Annotated in this window: 21 protein-coding genes; 7 read left to right on the forward strand and 14 right to left on the reverse strand. The window is 52.5% G+C overall.

Annotation, left to right across the window (positions count from 1 at the left end; all coding sequences use genetic code 11):
- Nucleotides 1-55 precede the first annotated feature (55 nt).
- Both EYB48_RS15735 and EYB48_RS15740 read right to left on the reverse strand, forming a co-directional pair.
- Nucleotides 56-1309 (reverse strand): GGDEF domain-containing protein, encoded by a 1254-nt coding sequence (locus EYB48_RS15735; protein WP_162021332.1) that lies wholly within the window; start codon nucleotides 1307-1309, stop codon nucleotides 56-58.
- On the reverse strand, nucleotides 1306-2430 hold the full coding sequence (locus EYB48_RS15740; protein WP_162021333.1) for an ABC transporter substrate-binding protein: 1125 nt from the start codon (nucleotides 2428-2430) through the stop codon (nucleotides 1306-1308). Before EYB48_RS15740 ends, EYB48_RS15735 begins: the two co-directional genes overlap by 4 nt.
- An 801-nt stretch (nucleotides 2431-3231) precedes the next feature.
- Between EYB48_RS15740 and katG the strand changes: the two genes are divergently transcribed.
- Nucleotides 3232-5424, forward strand: coding sequence for a catalase/peroxidase HPI (gene katG, locus EYB48_RS15745; RefSeq protein WP_162021334.1), 2193 nt, complete (start codon nucleotides 3232-3234; stop codon nucleotides 5422-5424).
- Nucleotides 5425-5565: 141 nt separating this feature from the next.
- Here katG and EYB48_RS15750 read toward each other — a convergent pair whose 3' ends face one another.
- The 8 genes from EYB48_RS15750 to EYB48_RS15785 form a co-directional block, all read right to left on the reverse strand.
- A complete protein-coding gene (locus EYB48_RS15750) occupies nucleotides 5566-5928 on the reverse strand; it encodes a DUF6404 family protein (RefSeq protein WP_162021335.1) in 363 nt (120 codons plus the stop codon).
- A 137-nt stretch (nucleotides 5929-6065) separates the two neighbouring features.
- Nucleotides 6066-6470, reverse strand: a complete 405-nt coding sequence (locus EYB48_RS15755; protein WP_162021336.1) for a cupin domain-containing protein — start codon at nucleotides 6468-6470, stop codon at nucleotides 6066-6068.
- A gap of 51 nt (nucleotides 6471-6521) precedes the next feature.
- Nucleotides 6522-6917: a GFA family protein gene (locus EYB48_RS15760; RefSeq protein ID WP_162021337.1), complete on the reverse strand. Its 396-nt coding sequence runs from the start codon at nucleotides 6915-6917 to the stop codon at nucleotides 6522-6524.
- A gap of 193 nt (nucleotides 6918-7110) precedes the next feature.
- Complete coding sequence (locus tag EYB48_RS15765) at nucleotides 7111-7449, reverse strand: low molecular weight protein tyrosine phosphatase family protein (RefSeq protein WP_202927808.1); 339 nt, start codon at nucleotides 7447-7449, stop codon at nucleotides 7111-7113.
- A 173-nt stretch (nucleotides 7450-7622) separates the two neighbouring features.
- A complete protein-coding gene (locus EYB48_RS19460) occupies nucleotides 7623-8258 on the reverse strand; it encodes a DUF4377 domain-containing protein (protein ID WP_328823454.1) in 636 nt (211 codons plus the stop codon).
- Nucleotides 8221-8805, reverse strand: coding sequence for a class I SAM-dependent methyltransferase (locus EYB48_RS15775; protein ID WP_162021338.1), 585 nt, complete (start codon nucleotides 8803-8805; stop codon nucleotides 8221-8223). Before EYB48_RS15775 ends, EYB48_RS19460 begins: the two co-directional genes overlap by 38 nt.
- 195 nt (nucleotides 8806-9000) lie before the next feature.
- The gene (locus tag EYB48_RS15780) at nucleotides 9001-9777 is read right to left on the reverse strand and encodes a PhzF family phenazine biosynthesis protein (protein ID WP_162021339.1); all 777 of its coding nucleotides are present in this window, start codon (nucleotides 9775-9777) and stop codon (nucleotides 9001-9003) included.
- Nucleotides 9778-9936: 159 nt separating this feature from the next.
- Nucleotides 9937-10515, reverse strand: a complete 579-nt coding sequence (locus tag EYB48_RS15785; RefSeq protein ID WP_162021340.1) for a hypothetical protein — start codon at nucleotides 10513-10515, stop codon at nucleotides 9937-9939.
- Between the two features lie 792 nt (nucleotides 10516-11307).
- Here EYB48_RS15785 and groES point away from each other — a divergent pair.
- The 3 genes from groES (at nucleotide 11308) to EYB48_RS15800 (ending at nucleotide 15694) form a co-directional block, all read left to right on the forward strand.
- Complete coding sequence (gene groES / locus EYB48_RS15790; protein ID WP_162021341.1) at nucleotides 11308-11598, forward strand: co-chaperone GroES; 291 nt, start codon at nucleotides 11308-11310, stop codon at nucleotides 11596-11598.
- A gap of 48 nt (nucleotides 11599-11646) precedes the next feature.
- Entirely contained in the window at nucleotides 11647-13296 is a 1650-nt protein-coding gene (gene groL, locus EYB48_RS15795; RefSeq protein WP_162021342.1) for a chaperonin GroEL, read from the forward strand.
- 415 nt (nucleotides 13297-13711) lie between these two features.
- Complete coding sequence (locus tag EYB48_RS15800) at nucleotides 13712-15694, forward strand: OPT family oligopeptide transporter (protein ID WP_162021343.1); 1983 nt, start codon at nucleotides 13712-13714, stop codon at nucleotides 15692-15694.
- 82 nt (nucleotides 15695-15776) lie between these two features.
- On the opposite strand, the gene EYB48_RS15805 is transcribed toward EYB48_RS15800, so the two are convergent.
- Nucleotides 15777-16424, reverse strand: a complete 648-nt coding sequence (locus tag EYB48_RS15805) for a tRNA-uridine aminocarboxypropyltransferase (protein WP_162021344.1) — start codon at nucleotides 16422-16424, stop codon at nucleotides 15777-15779.
- A 153-nt stretch (nucleotides 16425-16577) separates the two neighbouring features.
- Here EYB48_RS15805 and EYB48_RS15810 point away from each other — a divergent pair, with 153 nt between their 5' ends.
- Nucleotides 16578-17756, forward strand: coding sequence for a hypothetical protein (locus EYB48_RS15810; RefSeq protein WP_235935197.1), 1179 nt, complete (start codon nucleotides 16578-16580; stop codon nucleotides 17754-17756).
- Between the two features lie 30 nt (nucleotides 17757-17786).
- Here EYB48_RS15810 and EYB48_RS15815 read toward each other — a convergent pair whose 3' ends face one another.
- Nucleotides 17787-18692 carry a TIGR01777 family oxidoreductase gene (locus EYB48_RS15815; protein ID WP_162021345.1) on the reverse strand — a complete coding sequence of 302 codons (906 nt, stop codon included), beginning with the start codon at nucleotides 18690-18692 and terminating at the stop codon, nucleotides 17787-17789.
- Between the two features lie 63 nt (nucleotides 18693-18755).
- On the reverse strand, nucleotides 18756-20711 hold the full coding sequence (locus EYB48_RS15820; protein ID WP_162021346.1) for a TonB family protein: 1956 nt from the start codon (nucleotides 20709-20711) through the stop codon (nucleotides 18756-18758).
- Here EYB48_RS15820 and EYB48_RS15825 point away from each other — a divergent pair.
- Together EYB48_RS15825 and EYB48_RS15830 are read left to right on the forward strand one after the other, a co-directional pair.
- Nucleotides 20710-20877, forward strand: a complete 168-nt coding sequence (locus EYB48_RS15825; RefSeq protein WP_162021347.1) for a hypothetical protein — start codon at nucleotides 20710-20712, stop codon at nucleotides 20875-20877. The genes EYB48_RS15820 and EYB48_RS15825 overlap by 2 nt on opposite strands.
- Before the next feature lie 102 nt (nucleotides 20878-20979).
- Complete coding sequence (locus tag EYB48_RS15830) at nucleotides 20980-21924, forward strand: 4-hydroxyproline epimerase (protein ID WP_162021348.1); 945 nt, start codon at nucleotides 20980-20982, stop codon at nucleotides 21922-21924.
- Nucleotides 21925-21953: 29 nt separating this feature from the next.
- On the opposite strand, the gene EYB48_RS15835 is transcribed toward EYB48_RS15830, so the two are convergent.
- Nucleotides 21954-22730 (reverse strand): AraC family transcriptional regulator, encoded by a 777-nt coding sequence (locus tag EYB48_RS15835; protein WP_162021349.1) that lies wholly within the window; start codon nucleotides 22728-22730, stop codon nucleotides 21954-21956.
- Between the last annotated feature and the right edge of the window lie 32 nt (nucleotides 22731-22762).

Below are 22762 nucleotides of genomic sequence, written 5' to 3' on the forward strand. Positions count from 1 at the left end.
AGTTACCATACTTCAAGGTAAATAGCAGAGAAAATGCAGTGAAAATTCCATGCAATCAGTTTTCATCCATGCGCGGCTGCACCTGATTGCGGCCATTGGTCTTGGAAAAATACAGCCACTGATCCGCTCTTTGCACCAGGCTTTCCACACTATCCTTTTCCTGTTTCTGGGCGACCCCGAAACTGGCGGTAATGCGCAACTGTTTACCATCCAGGAGCAATACGGACAGCTCATTCTGTACCGCCAGCCGCATGCGTTCAGCGACCTCCAGTGCTGCATGCAAATCTGTCTCGGGCAGTATCACCAAAAACTCTTCGCCGCCATAGCGTACCAGCCAGTCAATCTCTGCACGTAATTCCCGCTTCAGGGTCTGTGCAAACGCGATCAACACTGCATCACCGACCGAATGCCCATATTGATCATTCACAGATTTAAAAAAATCGATGTCGCAGAACAGCACCGATAATGCGCGCTCATAACGGGTCGCACGCTGCATCTCACGCGGCATGCGCTCGTTGAAAAACAGACGGTTATAACAAGAAGTCAAACCATCGGTCACGGATAACTCTTTGAGTGCGCCCATGGCTTTTTCCAGTTGCAATGTACGCTCAAGAACCAATTCATCCTGATGATGTATGTGTTTTTGTATACTGTTTTGCATAGTACGAAAACCATCCAGCACCAGTCCGATTTCACTATAGCGATGCCTCGGTTCGAAATCTAATTCCAGTTGAGCGGACAATTGGTTGGCTTGCAAATTCTGCACATACTCTGCCAGCTGATGCATGGGTTTTTCCAGATCACGCCGCAAAATGGTGGACACTGCCATCAGGATAAATATGCCGAGTACGCTTACCTCGATAGCAACCATCAGTAAGCTGCGTATCAACTCCTGCCGCAATACCGATTTATCGATCACCAGTTCCAGTACACCGACATTACCGTTCTGTTCTAATGGTGCAGGGATGTTGCGGATGATACGTTCTGCATTGAAAATTTTTCCTACATCGCCGCCAACGAATTGCTGACCTGTACTGGTCTGGATAATCACATAAGTAATATGTGAATTGTCGAGCAAGAGATTAATCTGCTTCTGTATCGCCTGCGGTTCGATATCCCAGATCGCAACCGATAGTAAAGGCAGATGTGTGGCAGCCACGTCACTGACCATCATATTAAAACTACGCTCTATCGTGCGGTAATTCAGCCATGCCTGCAAACTGCTAAACAGCAGGATGCAGAGGATCAGCCATTTGAATAAACGACGTAACAATGAGCTTGAAATCGGTTCTAAAACTCTGTCGCTCATTTTTTTTCCTCAGTCTGGTTCATCAATTGCGTAAAACTAAAGTGATAGCTTTTGATGGACGGATTCAACACTTTACTGAATTTCCTGAAGTTCGTTTGCGCGAAGTTAACGTCCCCGAATAAAAAACGGAATCGGCTCAGATCTTCTTTTGAGAATAAAATGAACATAGACTTGCTCAACTCCATGCCTTCATCCGCAAAATCTTTTCCATTATGGTAGTCATACAACATCACCAGACTGAAAGCCCCAGTGATGAAATGTCCGCCCGCCAGCGCACTCAGGCTGCCAGATTCCAGTGCAGTGAAGGCTTCCGCGGATGTATTGATGGCACTGAACAGGGCATCTCTGCCGGGCTTTCCACCCTTAGTACGCCAGCCCTCCATCGCACCAAAGGCCATCAGGTCATTGCCGGACCAAATCAGGCGCGCATGCGAATGGCGCAAATACAGCCACTGACTCTGCTCCTGCGCCTTGGCGCGGTTCCACTCGGCATACACCTCCTGATCAATAACGACGTCACCAGCCTCGCTCACTGCGCGATGCATACCGGCATTCCGCTTCATTGAAGAGGTGGTAGAGCGGTCGCCAGCGATCACCAGCATATGCAGTTTGCCATCCGGTGCGTTAAGTCTGAAAGCACGCGCTTTGGCAATCAGGCTTTGGGCAGTCAGATAACCCGCTTCTTCTGATTGCGGCTCCAGGCTCCCGAGCCAGCCCCGGTACAAGCTGCGCGGTAAACCCATACGGCTACGTTCTTTGGGATCTGAGATGCCGCTGAAGGATAAAAAAGTTTTGATATGGGCGGCGTCCAGTATCCGTATCAACTCCGGTCCCATTGCATAGTCATTGGACAGAACCACATAGTCAGGCCGGGCGAATCGAGGTCTGGCAGCCAGCTGGCGTGCAAAAATCAAGGCCTGCAGATGATTACGTTCGGCATACAGCACTTCCAGCTGTATACCCAGGCTGCGTGCTGCAGCCTCCATACTTTGTGTGGCATTCACCCAGTAAATCTCATCGGATTTACCCGGATTCAAAAAGGTAACTGTCATCGCCCAGGCCGGGAATACACAACAAGCGCAGCAAATCGACAACAAGCCAGCAATAACATGCTTCCACATACTACATCTCCAAAGTGCTCAAATTGCCACATATTCATCTCAAAATATGGTCAGAACTAATGCAAACAAATATGCGGAACTGGACACCGTTCCCGTACCTGGCAGCACTGAGCGGTACAGCCACAGAAACAGGTGATACCCCGGATTTGCATTACTCCTGATCGTGCAGTACATGGTGGACTACACAAATGAGGCACTTTTACCGAATAAAACCAGTTGTCAGTACATAACGGGCCTGACAACTGCTCATCCGGCGGCGTGCCCGACCAGAAAACTGAGCGGCATGACACACCATTTTTGCTGCAAAAAAATCCCTTACAAGGGCGCTATTTTCGCAATTCCCCGGCAAAAAAAAGCATACTTGACAAAAACTCACAAATTTATTGCTTTATATAAATACTGCTGCCCTGCGAGTTAAAGCGCTGCCATACTATCTGTGAGCTTACTGCAACGTCGCTACATACCAGTTAAGAATTATTTTTCTACTGGAGCGATGTAAAACCGTCTCAATAAGCTGATGGCCTGTCACTTTCCAGTGCGCGCCAGCTTCGCCCTCAGCTCTCAAGAGCGCTGCTACCAGTGCTGATAATGCGGTTCTGGCATTCAGCATGACAAGCTGCGCCAGCTATTCGCCCTCAGTTACACCCGCAAGTAACACCTGACTGCTACACTTAATGCGCGCCCTCAGCGCACGCGATAGCAAAAATTAATAGGATTGATATTTTTAATCAAATAGACCTAAAACCAGCCGGTATCTAGAATGACTTCTGCTGCACACAACAACTCACCAAAGGATACAAAATGTCGAACGAAGCTAAGTGCCCCTTTTCAGGTAGTGCCCGCCAACAAACGGTAGCCGGAGCCCCTTCTAATGCTGACTGGTGGCCAAATCAACTCAACCTCAGCATCCTGCATCAACACTCTGCGCGCGCCAATCCTATGGGTGAGGACTTTAACTACGCAGAAGCTTTCAAACAACTCGATCTGGACGCAGTGGTGCAAGACTTGCACGCACTGATGACCGACTCGCAAGACTGGTGGCCTGCCGATTACGGTCACTACGGTCCTTTCTTCATCCGCATGGCCTGGCATAGCGCCGGTACCTATCGCGTGACCGATGGCCGTGGTGGTGCCGGTGCCGGTGCCCAGCGCTTTGCGCCGCTCAACAGCTGGCCGGATAACGGCAATCTGGATAAAGCGCGCCGCCTGCTGTGGCCGATCAAACAGAAATACGGCAAGAACCTGTCCTGGGCCGATCTGATGATCCTGGCCGGCAACGTGGCACTCGATTCCATGGGCTTTAAAACTTTTGGTTTTGCCGGTGGCCGCCCTGATATCTGGGAGCCGGAAGCGGATATCTATTGGGGTTCAGAAGGAAAATGGCTGGGAGACCAGCGTTATAGCGGAGATCGCGAATTAGAAAAACCACTGGCAGCAGTACAGATGGGTCTGATCTATGTGAATCCGGAAGGCCCGAACGGTAATCCTGACCCACTCGCCTCGGCCCGTGACGTACGCGAAACCTTTGCCCGTATGGCGATGAATGATGAAGAAACCGTGGCGCTGATCGCTGGTGGTCACACCTTCGGTAAAGCCCATGGTGCAGGCGATGCAGCGCAAGTGGGAGCTGAACCGGAAGGCGCTGGCATCGAAGAACAAGGCCTGGGCTGGAAGAACAGTTTCGGCAGCGGCAAAGGTGTACACACCATCACCAGCGGCATTGAAGGCGCATGGACACCGAATCCTATCCAATGGGATAACGGCTATTTTGAAACCCTGTTCGGCTATGAATGGGAACTGACTAAGAGCCCGGCTGGTGCCCATCAATGGACGCCAAAAGACCCGGCCGCCCGCACTACCGTGCCGGATGCGCATGACCCAGCCCTGCGCCATGCACCGATGATGACGACTGCTGATCTGGCCTTGCGTGCAGACCCAGCCTATGAAGCAATCTCCCGCCGCTTCCTGCAACATCCTGAGCAGCTGGCCGATGCATTTGCACGGGCCTGGTTCAAACTGACCCACCGCGATATGGGACCGGTCAGCCGCTACCTCGGTCATCTGGTACCGCAAGAAACCCTGATCTGGCAAGATCCGATTCCAGCCCGTCAGCATGCACTGATCGATGCACAGGATATCGCCGCGCTGAAAGCACAGATACTGGCGACCGGCTTGTCGGTCAGCGAACTGGTCAGCACCGCCTGGGCATCTGCATCCACTTTCCGTGGCAGCGATAAACGCGGTGGTGCCAACGGTGCACGCATCCGTCTGCTGCCTCAGAAAAACTGGGAAGCCAATCAACCTGCGCAATTGCAAAAGGTATTGGGCAAGCTGGAAGCGATACAGCAAGCCTACAACGCAGCGCAGACTGGTGGCAAACAAGTGTCCTTAGCCGATCTGATCGTACTGGCTGGTGCCGCAGGCATAGAATCCGCAGCACAGCAGGCAGGTGAAACAGTGCAGGTGCCATTCACACCAGGCCGCATGGATGCCAGCCAGGAGCAGACCGATGTCGATTCGTTCGCAGTGCTGGAGCCGGCCGCTGATGGTTTCCGTAATTACGCCAAGGCTGGACTGGCGGGTCACGCGGCAGAACTCTTGCTCGACAAAGCCCAGTTACTGAACTTGTCCGCACCGGAAATGACAGCACTGATCGGTGGCTTGCGTGTGTTAGGCACCAATACCGGCAGCAGCCTGCACGGCGTATTGACTTCACGTCCTGGCGTACTGAGCAATGACTTCTTCGTCAATCTGCTCGATATGCGTACCAGCTGGAAGCAATCTGCGAATGCAGGCGTACTGGAAGGTCGCGATCGTCAAAGCGGTGATCTGAAATGGACCGCCACCGTGGTCGATCTGGTGTTCGGCTCCAACTCGCAATTACGTGCGCTGGCAGAAGTGTATGGCAGCAGCGATGGACAAGCCCGCTTCATCCGTGACTTCATCGCCGCCTGGAACAAAGTGATGCAACTTGATCGCTTCGACCTCGCATAAAGCAAGGCTGTAAAACAAAGGCGGATGTCCGTATTCATGGACATCCGCCTTTTGTCATTGTGGCCGAGGCCAGGCAAGCAAACAGGTATCAAGACCAGCCAGCGTTTTATCCCATTGATTCCAATATAGGTCAGCTGCGACTCAACTCAGTTCGTTCCAAAGTGGTAGCTGATATTTTTTGCGGCCATATGCGTAATAGGTCGCCATCCCCAGACCAAAAAAGCCGCCTGCAAAGCAGGCTGCGAGCGGTAAGGAGCCAAATAGCAGCGACTTGCTTGTAGCACTAGACAGCCACATAAACAACCACATCAGCAGCCCCCAAAAAATCCCGAAATACACGCCGGACAACACCAACACAGACCAGAACCTGGCGAAATGGGGTAGCGGACAATCGATACCCAGACGCCAGAGTAAGTGCACGCCGGGTGGCGCGTAACTGGATTTACGCATGCCTGTCGTTTCCAGCAGCCGCAGCGCTGCTTCACGCCGGGTCGATGTCATCATATCGGTTCACCTTTCAAAGTTATCTATTCATGCCCGCGACTTCCGCGTGGATGGCATTGGAATGTCAGCTAAAAATGTTACCTGAAAAACAAATAAATGGCATGTAAAATATAGACTGAAGATAACAAACAAACTTCCTAGCCGCTCTGGGTACGCGGGTCCGGCCCGTTAAGTGTGCCCTCGCCTGGTGTGATGAACAGTATCGTGCAAGCTGCTTCAACTTTCGCGGTATGCCAGACACCTTTAGGAATCACCAGCACGCTGCCAGTTTGCCGGAATTCCACGCACTGCTCTGCGCCGTTCACATACAGGTACAAAGTCGCCGCCCCGGCCAGCAAATACAGCACTTCATCACCATGCGGATGCATTTCCCAGCAGACCCAATCTTCGGTAAACCTATGCTGGGAAAGCAGCACACATCCCTGGAATTGCGCAAAGCGCGCATCAAGCTCTTGATACATCGTTGGCGTGTGAGCCACGGGTGTGGCAGTCAGTTTCGCATCCAGAACGATGCAGTGTTCATCCAAAGTCATCGCGCACATACGGCCTCCCTCAACAAAAACCTAGTCAATTTGAAGATACTGAAAAACCAGTCAGGGTATATGCTCCGCCGCAGCCGGAGGAATCACCCAGCTATGCATGCGTTCTTCATACACGGAAAATTGGGGTGCCGGAAAAGCCGGATCAGCAAATGCACCGACCGGTATTGCCAGATATTCTTCCAGCCCTTGCGGTTCATAATAGACGGTAGCCCCGCAAGTGGGACAAAAATGAAAGCGTATAAGCGCGCCCTCATCCGCCACCCGCACATACACCGTCGAAGCCCCGGACAGGACAACTTGCGTACGCAAAAATCTGGCTTGCTGACCAAACACGCTACCGGTACGTCGCTGACAAGCCAGGCAATGACAAATCGAGACACGCACCGGCTCACCTGTGACTGTCGCAGTGAGCTGACCACAACTGCATGAAGCAAAACCTTGAGTCATAAGTATCCTTCCGGATCTGACAATACATCGGCTTTACGCCAGATGCTTAGGAGAGTAAGTCTGCACCAACCGAACTACGTAGATTGCAGACAAGCCGAAAAGCAATTAAATAAAAAATCCAAATCGCCTGGGTGGCAAAAAGCGTGGACTCCGTATCATGCATTATCTTAGGTGGTAAGTTCAAGTAGGCCATTCATTCCAGCGCCAACAGGCCAGCGACTGCTTGCTCAAGTATTTCGACCAACTCAGAATCCATAAATTTATATTCGTCCGGTATGTCTAAAACATGAATGGGCTTGCTATCGAGCAGCCGGGTGAACTCGGCAGCGAGTCTGGATTTATGCTTTTCTTCCATCACCAGGATCACGTCCGCCCAACGTATATCTTCAACTGAGACTTTGTGACGTGCGTTCGGACTAGTCCCTGCCGAACGCACGGATAACTTAGGGTGTTTACGCCAGATTTTTTCCGCGGTAGGACTCCGCCATTGATTTCTGCTACAGATAAAAAGCACATTTTGTTTTTCGTTCAAAACTAAGGTTTCCTCGTCTTGTATTATTTGCTTGTCCGTTGTTCGCGGATAATCGATTCCAGGGTATTGAGCGCAAGTTTAAGCAAACGCATAGTTAGGTTCTTCCATTGCTTTTCTCACGGGAGATCATCTTTTCTGGACGTGCTAACTACCTCACCTGAAAAATGAAGTACCTAATTAGGAGCAGACTGCTTGCTCACGACGCGCTGCTCTACTATTTTTTCCAGCGTCCAACGTACTGAACTGCCATCGGCTGGTGGGTTGTTGAGCACAGTTTCTATAATCTGCAGCTGATACTCTGTACCGGGCTGAAAATCAAATCCTTCGATACCAGAATAATGATACTGCCACGGCTGATCAGCTTGCTCCCTCACTTGCAGACACTCCATGGGAGCGACACCTGTGCAAGGAACTTTTTGTGCGGCGACATAAACCGTTTTGCGAACACTTTGCGCATTCGCGGTTTTTGCTAAATCTAATTTTTCCGGCACAAGCTCGTTACGCTGCTTAGTCACACCGGCAGCAATAACAATCAGTAAAACAAACAATAAAACGATAGCAATGAGCTTGTGGTTTGACATGATTATCCCGTTTTGCAGTTGGCGTAAGCTGAGACCAGCACTTGATTGTACATGCCGACGCGTGATTTCCATGTTTTGCTTTAGCCACACCGAAACCAGTGTTAGTGCAACCTGAGCTGCGCAATGGCGAAATAAAATTATTCCGGCACCAGTAAGACGCTCAAATTCCTGCTCAAGCTGAAGGTGATAGTCAACTACGGCGCTGCGCATCAAAGTAGTGGTTTTCACCTTCATCAATCAACGTGGCGATAACATGAAAGCCAGCATCATTCAGGGCGCTCTGATAGCGTGCGCTGCCCAGCGATTGACACATAATGCCGCTGTTTAGATCGGCCCAGCATCCAGTTTCTATTGGCGCAGTGAACAAGAAACGTCCACCCGGAACAAGGATGCTCGCAATGCGATTTATCAATGTGATTTGCTCGCTCTCAGGCAGCAAAAATAACAATCCGACCGCAACCACCGCATCGTAGCTGCGGCCAAAAAAATCGCTGTCCTGAACTTTTTCACAGACAATTGGCACAGAAGGAAAGCGCCGGTGAAATGCATCGACCAGCGTAGGCGAGCTGTCGATAGCCCACAGTTTGAGATTTGGATGTTGAAGTGCGCTGGTGATGGGATAACCGCCACCACAAGCAAGCTCAATCACTTCCGCGTCTTTTTTCAAGCTACACGCCCACAGCGCTACAAGCTGCGCACCTATCATTGATCGATCGCGCGCATTTAAAAAAGCATGGGCACTGCGTTCATAAGCAATGGCGGCGTCTGTCAACATATGGCGTGCCTAAGGTGCAACCCGGCCAATTGCAGAGAAAACTCTACTTTTAACAGCGGGATAAAATTGAGAATTTTTTGTTTCATACAGAAACTTTGTTTTCATTTTTGGATTCTTGCTGAGCGATGTGAGCACTGTCCCTATCCGCATGGCTGAACAAGGCCTCAAAAGCCGAAGCCGTATCCTTCCCTATCTTCACGCTAAATTGATATCTGCCGTGGAATACAAGACAGCCTTACCGCTGAGCATGACGCGTTCGCCCTTGTGCTCACAATATAGCGTCCCACCCCGTTGCGATGCCTGATAAGCGACTAAGTTGTTTTTTTTGAGGCGATTTGCCCAATAAGGGATGATGTGGCAGTGCCCGGAACCGCAAACCGGATCTTCCGCTATCTTTACCTTGGGTGCAAATGAGCGGGATACGCAGTCAAAGTCTGCGCCCGGTGCCGTGACATGCAGTATCAAGCCATCCAGCTCTTTAACCTTGTCTTCATTGACGGACATATTACGGACATCGTTCTCAGACTCAAAAACGCAGAGTAAATCTCTGCCCAGATAAGCCGCTACGGGTTTTACTCCCATTGCTGCCACCATAGACTCCGTCACATCAACACGGTGCAAGGTATACGCGGGGAAATTCATCTCCAGAAGCTCCCCTTTTCTTTCCACCATCAGGTGCCCGCTGAGGGTAGTAAAGTCAATGACTGAGATGCCAGGTTCGATAAACCGCGTGATCACATAGGCGGTAGCGAGTGTCGCGTGCCCACACAAATCGATTTCCCCGCCTGGTGTAAACCATCTCAAATGGTAGGCATCACCTTCTTTGACGGCGAAGGCAGTTTCAGAGAGATTATTCTCCCTGGTGATGTTTAACATCAGCCCATCCGGAATCCAGCGCTCCATCACACAAACGGCTGCCGGATTGCCGCCGAAAATCTGATCGGTAAACGCATCAACCACATACTGTTTCATCGTACCAGCCTCCATGTTAGTGAGTGCCACACCCTGTCATTGTTGACAGTGCAAATTCGTGCCAGTCAGGGTTTGAGTCACGCGTACAAAAATCGGCAAAACCGCCAAGGGACTGCCTTCATCTAAGCTGAACAACTTGTATGGCATGTTCAGCTTAAATCACTTCGTAACAAGTCTGGTTCCGGTATATGGATTGAACAAGAAGTTACCGGGGAATTGGTCTCGGGTCACGGGGTCAAATGTTGGTGGTAGCAGTGCCCCAAGTGGCAGGCGCCAAACAAAAGACTCTCCTGCAACCGTCAATCTGACCTTTCCTTCACCCGTCGCACGCAACTTCGACTTTCCATCCACACCAGCATCTCGGAACACTATGGCCTCGACAGCCTCCCCATAGTTCCCGACAAGACTCGTGAACAAGGGCTTCATTACAGCCAGAAGAGCCTTTATGTCTCCTTTGATTTTTTCGTCCGGGACTGGAATCAATCGCGAGGTTTCGTCAATTTGCAAGAACGTACTTGATAATATCTCGCTCCGGGATGACGGCGTCAGTGCTCCCATTGCCCCCACTCGCGCGTTTGCAACGAGAAAAATGGCGTATCCATTCAGCATTGCTGCAAGTTGCCTCTTCTCCGAATCCGATGCGCTCGGATTGGCAGCAAGGAAAAACTCAGGAGGCATCCAATGCGCAAGCTTCAACTCAGTGGGTGAACTCTTCGTCTGAAAAAGCTCTGCAGCCAAGCTATCGATTTCAGCCGATATCGCTGAGCTTGAAAAAGCTAAGCATATGATCGCTATAAAAAAGGTTCTAAGCATATGAATACGATAGTAAAGAGGAGGTTTAAAGGATCTAACTTGTTTTAAAGTATAAATCCGAAGTAAACATGTTTATGAAAAATTAACGACAATACTTCAATCACCCTTAAGCCCAATACTTAATGCTAAATGTTTCCCAAAATGCATGAGTATTCAACAAAAAGAGTAGCTCGACATTTCTACATAAACTCCCTGCCACCAGATCAGGTTCGGGAAAGTGTCCGCGATCGTAATGACCTGCTTACAATTGGAACCAAGGAAATATACACACCGTTAACTGTTGTGCTCCTTAGCATGTGTTAAAAAAAATCAAACTGCCTATCAAGAATCAGTTCAAAGTTAAATGAATTTCGACAACAGACATCTCGTACACGAACCCAACTCTTGAAAAAGCCCGACCTCGCCCCTACAATTAGCACTCAACACAAGAGAGTGCTAACAATGTTAAAATCTCAGGGTTTCAGCATTGCGGGCAATCTGGCCGTGGATGGGGTGTGCGCTCTGGCGCAGCATGGGTTTGCAGCGAAAGCGTATGCAAATTTGCATGCTCAGGGCTTGAAAGTGGTAACACGGCACCCATCTAAGGCGCACATTTTTGTTTGTTTGCTGATAGGCCTTACGCAACACCGCGCAATGCTTTCAGTCTTGCAACTGGTTGTGCTGTAAGCCTCGTTTTACTTCGGTAGTTTTACTTTTGTAATTATTTTAGGAGTTAGTATGAATCTTCGTCCCCTGCACGATCGCATTATCGTCAAACGTTTGGATCAAGAAACTAAGACCGCTTCCGGTATCGTTTTGCCTGACGCAGCAGCAGAGAAACCAGACCAAGGTGAAGTACTGGCCGTTGGTGCAGGTAAGCAATTGGATAACGGTACAGTGCGCGCACTGGAAGTCAAAGTTGGCGACCGCGTTCTGTTTGGCAAATACTCCGGCCAGTCCGTCAAAGTAGACGGCAACGAAGTATTGGTAATGCGTGAAGAAGACATCTTCGCGATCGTACAGAAGTAATCCCTTTCTATAGCACGATAGATATCCTCAAGATTCTGGAGAATTAACATGGCAGCAAAACAAGTCGTATTCGGCGATGACGCACGCGCTAAGGTCGTGAACGGTGTTAACGTTCTGGCAAACGCAGTAAAAGTTACTCTGGGCCCTAAAGGCCGTAACGTAGTTCTGGAACGCTCTTTCGGCGCGCCTACAGTGACTAAAGACGGTGTTTCCGTTGCTAAAGAAATCGAACTGAAAGACAAACTGGAAAACATGGGCGCGCAGCTCGTGAAAGAAGTTGCTTCCAAAACGTCTGACAATGCTGGTGACGGCACAACAACAGCTACCGTACTGGCACAAGCTATCGTACGTGAAGGCTTCAAATACGTAGCAGCGGGCTTCAACCCGACTGACCTGAAACGTGGTATCGACAAAGCAGTTTCCGCACTGGTTGCTGAAATCAAAACGCTGTCCAAGCCAACCACCACTTCTAAAGAAATCGCTCAGGTAGGCTCTATCTCCGCGAACTCTGACGCAGACATCGGCGACATCATTGCTAACGCGATGGACAAAGTCGGCAAAGAAGGCGTGATCACAGTTGAAGACGGCAAATCCCTGAACAACGAACTCGACATCGTTGAAGGTATGCAGTTTGACCGTGGCTATCTGTCCCCATACTTCATCAACAATCAGGAAAAACAAGCGGTTATTCTGGAAAACCCGTTCATCCTGTTGTTCGACAAAAAAATCTCCAACATCCGTGATCTGCTGCCAGTTCTGGAGCAAGTTGCTAAGTCCGGCCGCCCACTGCTGATCATCGCTGAAGACGTTGATGGCGAAGCGCTGGCAACTCTGGTTGTTAACAACATCCGTGGCATCCTGAAAACAGCGGCTGTTAAAGCACCTGGCTTCGGCGATCGTCGTAAAGCAATGTTGGAAGACATCGCTATCCTGACTGGTGGTCAGGTTATCGCTGAAGAAGTCGGTCTGACACTGGAAAAAGCAACTCTGCAAGATCTGGGTCAGGCAAAACGCATCGAAATCGGTAAAGAAAACACTACCGTGATCGACGGCGCTGGCCAGGCTATCGGTATCGAAGCACGTGTAAAACAAATCCGCGCTCAAATCGAAGAAGCAACTTCTGACTACGACCGTGAAAAACTGCAAGAACGCGTTGCCAAACTGGCAGGCGGCGTTGCTGTGATCAAGGTTGGTGCTGCAACTGAAGTTGAAATGAAAGAGAAAAAAGCACGCGTTGAAGATGCTCTGCACGCAACCCGCGCAGCTGTTGAAGAAGGCGTGGTTCCTGGTGGTGGCGTTGCTCTGTTGCGCGCACGTGCTGCTGCTGGCGAAATCAAAGGCGACAATGCGGATCAGGACGCAGGTATCAAGCTGGTTCTGAAAGCGATCGAAGCACCGCTGCGCGAAATCGTAGCGAATGCCGGTGGCGAACCTAGCGTTGTTGTGAACGCAATCGTGAATGGCTCTGGCAACTACGGTTTCAATGCTGCTAACGACACCTACGGCGACATGATCGAAATGGGTATTCTGGACCCGGCAAAAGTAACCCGTTCTGCTCTGCAAAACGCGGCTTCTGTTGCTGCTCTGATCCTGACAACTGACGCACTGGTTGCTGAACTGGCTGAAGACAAACCAGCTGGCGGCATGGGCGACATGGGTGGTATGGGCGGTATGGGTGGCATGGGCGGCATGATGTAATAACCGTCGCAAGCGACACTCGCCTGCACACTGAAAAACCCCGCAGCAATGCGGGGTTTTTTGCTTTTTTGTCTTGACCTAACCCACGGCTGCAGCCCGTCAGCAATACGATGCAACAGCTAACTCGCCTCATGATCACAGGCACTGAATGCGTGCTTGACACAGTGAGCGCAGACTAAGATACTGCCGCCTTTGAAAGAAAATTTTCATAATCGGCAGCAAGTCGCTACAACGACGGGCACCGCTTACTCGTTTTTATAACAACGCCACACGATTAGTACGCAGTTCATACGCAAAGCTGTAAAGTCTGAGCGGGCACGGCATGACCGTGTCAGCCGTTAACTTCACCGCGTTGCCAACAGACTGCATTGTTATCCGTGCTGGCCCAGTCTGACTTCCTGATCCTGGAGACACAATGGCCCTGCAACAACTGAATGAAGAGCAGATCCGGACCTGGACTCGCGCCCAAAAGGACGAGTGGTGGTTCAAAAACATTTACCGTGGCGATATGCCACAACTCACCTTCCGTTCCGCCCTGACCGGTTTTTTACTGGGTGGCATCTTGTCCGCTACGGCGCTGTATATCGCGGCCAAATCGGGCGTGAATATCGGTGTTGGTCTGACTTCGGTCATTCTGGCCTTTGCGCTATTCAGAATTCTGTCAAAAACCGGCATCGCCAAAGACTTTACGATACTGGAAAATAACTGCGCCCAATCCATCGCCACAGCAGCCGGTTATATGACCATGCCTATGGTGGCACCGATTACCGCCTACATGCTGGTGACCGGACAAATCATCCCGTGGTGGCATATGCTGATCTGGATGGTGGTCTGCTCTATTCTGGGCGTACTGGTCGCGTTTCCGCTCAAGCGCCGCTTCATCAATGAAGATCAGTTACCGTTCCCGGAAGGCCGTGCCTGCGGCGTCGTACTCGACACCCTGTATTCCGGTGATGGCAAAGAAGGCATGCGTCAGGCCAGACTGCTGGGCCTGACCACCTTGTGGGCCGGTGCCTATCAATTCCTGATCAGCGATGGCTGGATGAAGCTGCTGCAATTCAAAGTGCTGCAAATGGATAAATGGGCAGGCATGACTGAGGCCTGGCATTTACAGGAACGCATCGATACCTATTATTACCAGCTGGCCGTGAAGTACGACCTGTGGATACCAAAAATCCTGGGAGTGGATTTCCGTGCACTGGGTCTGCGCCTGACTGTTGATGCCGCGATGTTCGGCGTCGGCGGCCTGATGGGCATACGCGTCGCGAGCAGCCTGTTGCTGGGTAGCTTGCTGAACTTCGCGCTGCTCGGACCGCTGATGATACAAAGAGGTGATATCGTCGAACGTATCGCACCGAATGGTAAGCTGGTTCCTATCTCCCGCGTAGAGATTCTGAACCAATGGGGTCTGTGGTGGGCAGTCTCCATCATGGTGGTTGGCTCTATCGTTACGCTGGCCGCCAAGCCTGAAATTTTTACCAGCCTGTTCAAATCCATGGGTAAGCAAAAGTCCGTCACTAAAGGCCCGGACATACTGGCGCATATAGAACTGCCGCTGATGGTTTCTTACATCGGTATTCCAGCCTTCAGTCTGCTGGGTGCATGGCTGAACCTGAGCTTTTTCGGTGTTCCTATGGTACTGACTTTCGCCGCCTTACCGCTGGTCTTCCTGCTGGCTGTGATCTGCGCTAACTCGATGGCGCTGACTTCCTGGTCGCCAACTGGTGCACTGTCCAAAATCACGCAGATCACCATGGGCGTGATAGACCGTACTAATCCGGCATCGAACATGATCCCGGCCGGTATGACTGCCGAAGTGGCATCGAATGCATCCAATCTGCTGTCTGATATCACACCGGGCTATATGCTGGGCGCGAAACCACGTCAGCAGGCAATCGGCCATGTGATCGGCATTATCTCTGGCGCCCTGGCTTGTATCCCGATTTACTACCTGCTGTTCCTGCCTGCCGATGCACAAGGCATACGTGATACTGCGACCATCGTCAGCGACCGTTTCTCGCATCCATCTGCAATGCAATGGAAAGGTATGGCGGAACTGATCGCCAAAGGCGTGAGCAGTTTGCCTACTTCGGCGATTATCGCCATGGTGGTAGCGGCACTGGCAGCGCTGGTGATAGAAGGTGGAAAAATGATCACTAAGGGCAAAATCCCGCTGTCCGCAGTGGCGATCGGTCTCGGTGTGGTGTTACCACCGGAAGCCTGTCTGGCCATGTGGCTGGGTGCTGCCGCATTCTGGTGGATGGGTCGCAAACATCCTGAACCAGGCACTGCCGGTCACCAGTTCTGGGTTGAAGGTTGTGAACCTATCTGTGCCGGTCTGATTTCCGGTGCGGCGTTGATGGGTATCGGTAACGCCCTGCTGAACGTCATGCTGTAATTCTGTTCTGCTCATAGCAAAAAGCCCCGCCAGACGCAAGACTGGCGGGGCTTTTTTTCGTCTGGCTGAGCTTAGCTGAAACTCAGCGGCTCTGCTGCATCCAGCCTAACTGCTGCTCCACCATCTGATCGAAGGCTTGCAGCACAGGGCTGAAATCGGCTTCGGGTTGCAGCGCCATCAGCGCATAGGTGCTGGCTTCCAGCGTCGATAACTGGTCAGGCTGATGGGCTTTACGGATGCGGTAATGCGAGGCTGGCATCTGACGCAGACTCCAGCGTGGCAGCGATTGTAATAGCGGATTCTGGTACAGCATCTTACGACTCTTACGCCAGGTCGCATCCAGCACCACCAGTCTGAGCGGCGGCGCACTGGCAGACGGCTCCCAGGCGCTGCCATGGCTGTGCAAGTCCTGCGCCTCAGATTCCGCCGTATCGGGATACAGTAAGACTGTTAATCTGGCTGACTGCTGAGCTGCCCCCGCTACGCCGCTGTGCCAGTCCCCGCGTAAAGCCTGCGCCAAAGCCACCTGCTCAAACTGTTCACCCGTCATTATCGCGGACGATCCTGGCAGGCACAGATGCAACAAGCGTCCGCTGCCTTTGACATGACTGACCTCCAGCGGATGCTGCAATATCAGCAATTCATGGCGGGTATGGACGGGGCTGACGCAATGGCAGATGCAATTTCTGGCAGCACGCAAACAGTGCTGACAAGTTTCACGTGAACTCATGCAAACCTTACAAACTAGGGGAGAAGTACAGTAGTACGGACTAACAGGTCCAACCACCGGGCACTGCGAATTTTACTTAATCCAAGGCACCTTTGGCAGGCTTAGACTATCATGTCAATAATTTCGTCCCAGCATCACATCGGAAAACCCGCCATGAAAATGTCCTATCTGTTATCCCTGTTGACTATACTGATCGCCTCCGCTTGCGGTGGTGGTGGCAGTAGCGCCTCCGGCGGTGAGACAGTAACACCGCCGGTTTTGCCACCGGTCACACCGCCGGCTACGCTGGAAAAGAAAGCCGCAGCGCTGGCCGCCAAGCTGGGTAAGCCAACTCGCATGCTGGTCGGACTGGGATCAGCTGACCTGGCCGATGTCCAGAAACAAAGTCTGAAAATTGATATTTATGATCAGTATCTGAATGGCGTAGGTGCAGGCTCCTGGACCACCTGGAACAGTCCTAGCGGCGCCTACGTGCAAGTCGTTGCGAAAAATGCCGATACTCTGGGTGCAGTACCTATGTTCACGCTGTACCAGATGGCCAGCAATGGTGATGGTAATCTGTCCGGTCTGTCTAACCAAACCTTCATGACAGGCTACTGGAACAATGTGCGTCTGCTGTTCCAGCAAATTAAAACCTATGGCAAACCGGTACTGGTGAATTTTGAACCGGATTTTTGGGGCTATACCCAGCGCTTGTCCACCAATGCCGACCCGGCTACGGTGTTCGCACTGGTGAACAGTGATGCCGATTGCAGCACGCTGGGTAATCATGTCGCCGGGCTGGCGCAATGTCTGGTACAAATTGCACGTAAATATGCCCCCAATGCCTATATCGGCTTTCCGCCTGCGCTGTTTGGTGATCTGTATTCAACTGCACTCGGCTACATGCAAAAACTGGGCGCAGACAAAGCCGATTTCATCGTGATGCAGACGCTGGACCGAGATGCCGGTTGCTTTGAAGCGATTCCCCAGCCCAGCTATTGCCAGCGTGCCGGTACTAATTGGTACTGGGATGAAGCGAATATCAAATCCCCTAATTTCACCGAACATTTTGCGCTTGCCAAATCGTATAACACTGGTCTGCAATTACCCGTGCTGTGGTGGCAAACGCCACTCGGTGTACCGTCTGCAGTTGCCGGTGGCAGAGCGGGGAAATGGCGTGATAACCGTGCGCGCTACTTCCTGACCCATGCGTCAGAGATGGTGGCAGCAGGCGGATTAGGCGTGGTATTCAGCACCGGTGAGGTGAATCAGACCAGCATCAATACCGATGGCGGACAATTCAAAACGCTGACGACGAATTACCTGGCAAACCCGGCGGCTCTGCCGTAGACCTCAGTAAGCCGCAGTAAGCAAGCGGCTTCAGGCATGCTGGCGGTTCAGATGCTGTAATGCAGGCAGCAGGCTGGGATAGGTAAACTGGTATCCCAGCTTATTCAGACGGGCAGGCAGCACATGCTGGCCACCGGTCAACAATTCAGACAATTCCCCCAGCGCCAGTTGCAGCACCCAGGCCGGGGTGAACAGCCAGGCCGGACGCTGCAGACTGCGCGCCAGTAACTGCGTGAATTCACGGTTCGTCACAGCTTGTGGCGCGACCATATTGACGCAGCCGCTGGCACGCTCATCTGTGAGCAATCTGAGTACGATGGCCACATAATCATCGACATGTATCCAGCTCATCCACTGACGGCCATCGCCTATGCGCGCACCCAGACCCAGTTGAAATGGCAGGCGCATTTTTTTCAAAATACCGCCTGCGCTATCGAGCACTAAGCCCGTACGCAGCACACAGACCCGGGTTCCAAAGCGCGCTGCCGGGATCGCAGCGGCTTCCCAGTCTACGCATAACTGCGCACCAAAATCGCCACCGGCACTGGCGGTTTCATCGATCATTTCGTCACGACGATTGCCATACACGCCAATAGCAGAACCGCTGAGCAGCACAGCAGGCTTCTTCCTGGCCTGCGCCATTTTATGCATCAGTTGCTCAGTCAAAGTAATACGGCTGTGACGCAGTAATTGCTTACGCGCCGCAGTCCAGCGCGCATCGACTATCGATTCACCGGCCAGATTGATGATGGCATCGAACTCCAGTTCGGGCGTGTATTGTTCCAGGTCCTGCATCGCCTGCACCCCGGCACCACACAATGCGGCCAGCTGTTGCGGGCGACGCGTGAGAACAGTGAGCTGATGCCCCTGCGCCAGCAAGGCTGTGCATAAACGCCGGCCAATCAGCCCGGTTCCGCCTGTGATTAAGATATGCATAAAATGCCCTGCCCCAATTCGTGAATTGCCCTCAGTGTAGGGTAATTCATGTAATTTTGCTTATCAGCGCAATTCTTCCAGTATGCGCAGGCTGTCATCAAAACTCCAGATACGCCGGATTTCAATCACATCGTATTGCGCCGCTACCGCAGGCGGAAAGGCCGCATAACGCGCATTGAGGCGCACGATATTGCGCACCGCCTGGTCCAGATCCATACGGCCACTGGAGCGATGTATGGTCACCTCCTCCACCGTACCATCGCTGCGTATCGCTACCGTAACAATAGGGTCGCCACGTGCTTTATCTCTGGCTGTACTGGAATAATTCAGATTGCCATTGCGTTCGATTTTCTGTTTCCAGCTATCGGCGTAGGCCCGTAACTGCACATCGCGCTCGCTATTGCTGAAGACACTGCGCCGACGTGATTTTTCAGCAGATTCACGTGGTACTGGCGGAGCACCACGCAACAAATCCAGCCCGCGTGCCTGTTCGCGCAAACGGTTAGCGAGATCACTTTGCAAACTGGCCTGACTGGCGCTTGCGAGTGCGCTGCCATTGCCAGCGGTACTGCCGTTACCACTGCCGGCACCGGGCATTGCAGCATGACCATTGCTGCTGGCGCTTCCATTGCCTGACTGGCTGGTCTGCGCTTGGACTGACACACCTGCTCCTGCGCCAGCAGCGTTCGCCATTCCCTGTGCGGGTGCTGCATGTTGACTGACACTGCTATTGCCAGCGATGACCTGTGCAGCCCGGGCCTGACTTTGCGCCTTATCTGCCATACTGGCCTGGGCCGCAGCGATCTGAGCAGCCTGAGCGACCTGAGCGGCTTTAGCAGCCGCCTGCAGCTCAGCCTCACGCTGTTGTTGCGCTGCCAGTTGCTGACGTTCCTGCTCCTGCTCGCGTTCCAACTCCCGCTTCTGCAGTGCTGCGTTACGTTGATTTTTCTGTAGCTCGCGCATCTGCTTATCCTGCGCAAGCTGCTGCAAACCTGCATCAACAACAGCCGCTGGCTGACTGCGTTGCTGCAGCATTTCGGTCAGACGATTTTCAGCAGCTGTGTGCGCTTGCTGCAGTTGCTGTTCCTGGCGCAGTTGTTCTTGTTTTTCCTGTTCTTGTTTTTTCAATTCCCGCAGTTCCGCTGCACGCTTTTCCTGCTCAGCTTTTTCCTGTTCCTGACGGTCGGTCTCGGCCTGTGCAAGGCGGAACTGCTCTATGTCGCTTTTCTGGGTTTGCTGAATCTGGCTGACTAAAGTTTGCTGACTGCGCATATCCGAGGTCTCGCTCAATTGAGCCGCTAACTGGCGCTCACGCTCGGCCTGTTTACGCTGGCGTTTTTCGGCATCAGCCTGATAACGCTCCGGTGCAACAGCGACAGGATCATCCTCTTTTTCTTCACCACTCTGACTGACAGGATCAGGAAAACGACGCCGCTCGGTTTCTTCCTCAGGCACTTTCTTGATATCTTCAGGCGCCTGCGCAGCCACTACAAAACTATCCAGCCTGAACTGATCCTGGGCGATGACTGCCTTCACTTCAGACAGCGCAATCTTACGCTTGGGCGCAACCGGCGCCTGAGAGGCATGAGCGCGCTTGGTCTTCGTCGTTTTCGCGGATGTTGGTGGCGGCGCAAGTACTGCAGCAGGCAGACGCGGTGCGATCAGCTGTATGCCATTCACGGCAACGCCTGATGCCCTGCTTTGCGGTGCGATGGAAGACAAGGCCGGTGTCGATGCAGGCTGGGCTTTTTCAGCCGGGGCTGAGGCTGGGCTTGTGGCTGAACTCTGCACTGGCGGCGCAGGCATAGTGATACGCAAGGCCAGTTGCGGCACTTCGGCGCGTTGCTCAGATGCAGACGGCGCTGAGGATAGCGGTGCAGCCGGACCACTACCCGGTATGCCAAAGCGCAGCGATAACACCAGCACATGCAAGAGCACAGAGACCAGCAGCCCAAGCGACAGCCGCCGTTTAACCTCATCATGGAGTTGTGCTGCAGAGTGGTGCGCAATCAGAGTCATGCAATCAGAAAATCCGGGAGTTCATCAGGTCAATATCCGGCGCTACTTTACCATTGCACAGCGCCAACGCACACTGGAATTGCTTGGTTCGCCAGCAATTGTGACCAGACACCGACAATTGCCTGAGCAGCCTTGTTGTGCCGATTTCCACAAGCTGGCCAGGTGATCGCATCAAGACAGCATGCCTACGTGGGTGATAAGCTCAACATCAATCCGTCATCCGTCAGCAATCAGCACTCCGCTCCCGGAAAAAAATCTAAGGCTTAGCATGACTTACATAGACATTATCGACTCCCATACCGGCGGCGAACCTACCCGCGTCATCATGGCGGGCGGCCCGCCACTTGGCGAGGGCAGCCTGGCTCAGCAACTGGACATCTTCCGCACTCAGTTTGACCATTACCGTACGGCGACGGTGTGTGAACCACGCGGTTCAGACGTGCTGGTCGGCGCACTGGCCTGTCACTCACCGCATCCGGATTGCGTGGCCGGCGTGATCTTCTTTAACAACGTCGGTTATCTGGGCATGTGTGGTCACGGCATGATAGGTTTTCTGGTCACACTGGCCCATGCGGGCCGCATTACACCTGGCCTGCATCGCATCGATACACCGGTTGGTATCGTGCAGGCTGAGTTACATGAAGATCTGAGCGTGACGGTGCACAATGTACCGGCCTACCGCTACCGCCATGCCGTCAACGTCGAGGTGCCGGGCATAGGCACAGTCAGCGGCGATATCGCCTGGGGTGGCAACTGGTTTTTCCTGATTAACCAGCATGGAATACAGCTGCAACTGACACAGCTTGAGCAATTAACGGATTTTGCCTGGCGGGTACGGCAGGCGTTGGAAGCAGCTGGCATCAGCGGTGAGCATGGTGCAGTGATCGACCACATAGAATTATTTGGCACCGCCGACTCTGCCAGCAATCATAGTAAGAATTTCGTGCTTTGCCCCGGCAAAGCCTACGACCGCTCGCCCTGTGGCACCGGCACCAGCGCAAAACTGGCGTGCCTGGCGGCAGATGGCAAACTGCAAGAGCAACAAGTCTGGCGTCAGGAAAGCATTATCGGCAGCGTGTTTGAAGCCAGCTATCGTTTTGCCGATGCTGAGCGGACACGAGTCCTACCCAGCCTGCGCGGCTCAGCCTTTGTGAATGCCGAAGCCAGACTGCTACTCAACGGGCACGACCCCTTCATCTGGGGCATACGTTAAGTCTGCATAGTGACAGCGGCCTGCGCGCATCAGTTCGCAGGCTGACTGTCACGCATCACTTCACGGTAATCGCTGGGCGTCATTCCTACGGTGGCGCGAAATACGCGTGAAAATGCACTGTGATCCTGATAGCCACAGGCCAGCGCGACTTCGGTGATGCTGCAATCGGATACAGACAACATAGCGGATGCCGCATCGAGCCGGATTTTGACCATCATCTGGCGCGGCGTCAGCGAAAATATCTTATGAAAATTGCGCTCCAGCTGGGCCACCGATAAGCCGGTCAGTTCAACCAATTCTGCCATGCTCACGGTCTGCGCATAATGCTGATGTAAGTGGCTGACTGCCGCAGCCACCTTGGCATACACCGGATGGCGTTGATCGGGCGCAGCCAGATCACGTGAAACGCCACACAAACCGATGATGGAACCAGCCTGATCACGCAGAGGCTTCTTTTGGGTCAGACACCAGCCCGGACTGCGGTTCGGATACAAGTGCAATTCCAGCTGATCGCGTAATTCCTTTGCGCCTTTCAATACCATCGCATCCTGCGTTGCATAACTGACGGCTAAAGAACTGGGGAACAAATCCGCGGCACTGCGGCCCAGCAAAGCGGATTTTTCGCGCAAACCACAGCGTCTGACCAAAGTCTGATTGACCACGATGTAGCGCCCAGCCGTATCTTTTACAAAAAATACGATATCGCCCATGGAGTCGAACAGACTCTCGGCGAAAAACACATCCGCTACATGCTGAGCCAGCCATGCGCGCTGATCCTGTACGGAATACTGCCTGCCCTCTTCCATTCCCATCCTTTCTGTGTGCCTGACCGCATTTC

It is taken from the genome of Cognatundibacterium crateris (assembly GCF_010078235.1).
GTDB classification, from domain to species: Bacteria; Pseudomonadota; Gammaproteobacteria; order Burkholderiales; family Burkholderiaceae_D; genus Undibacterium; species Undibacterium crateris.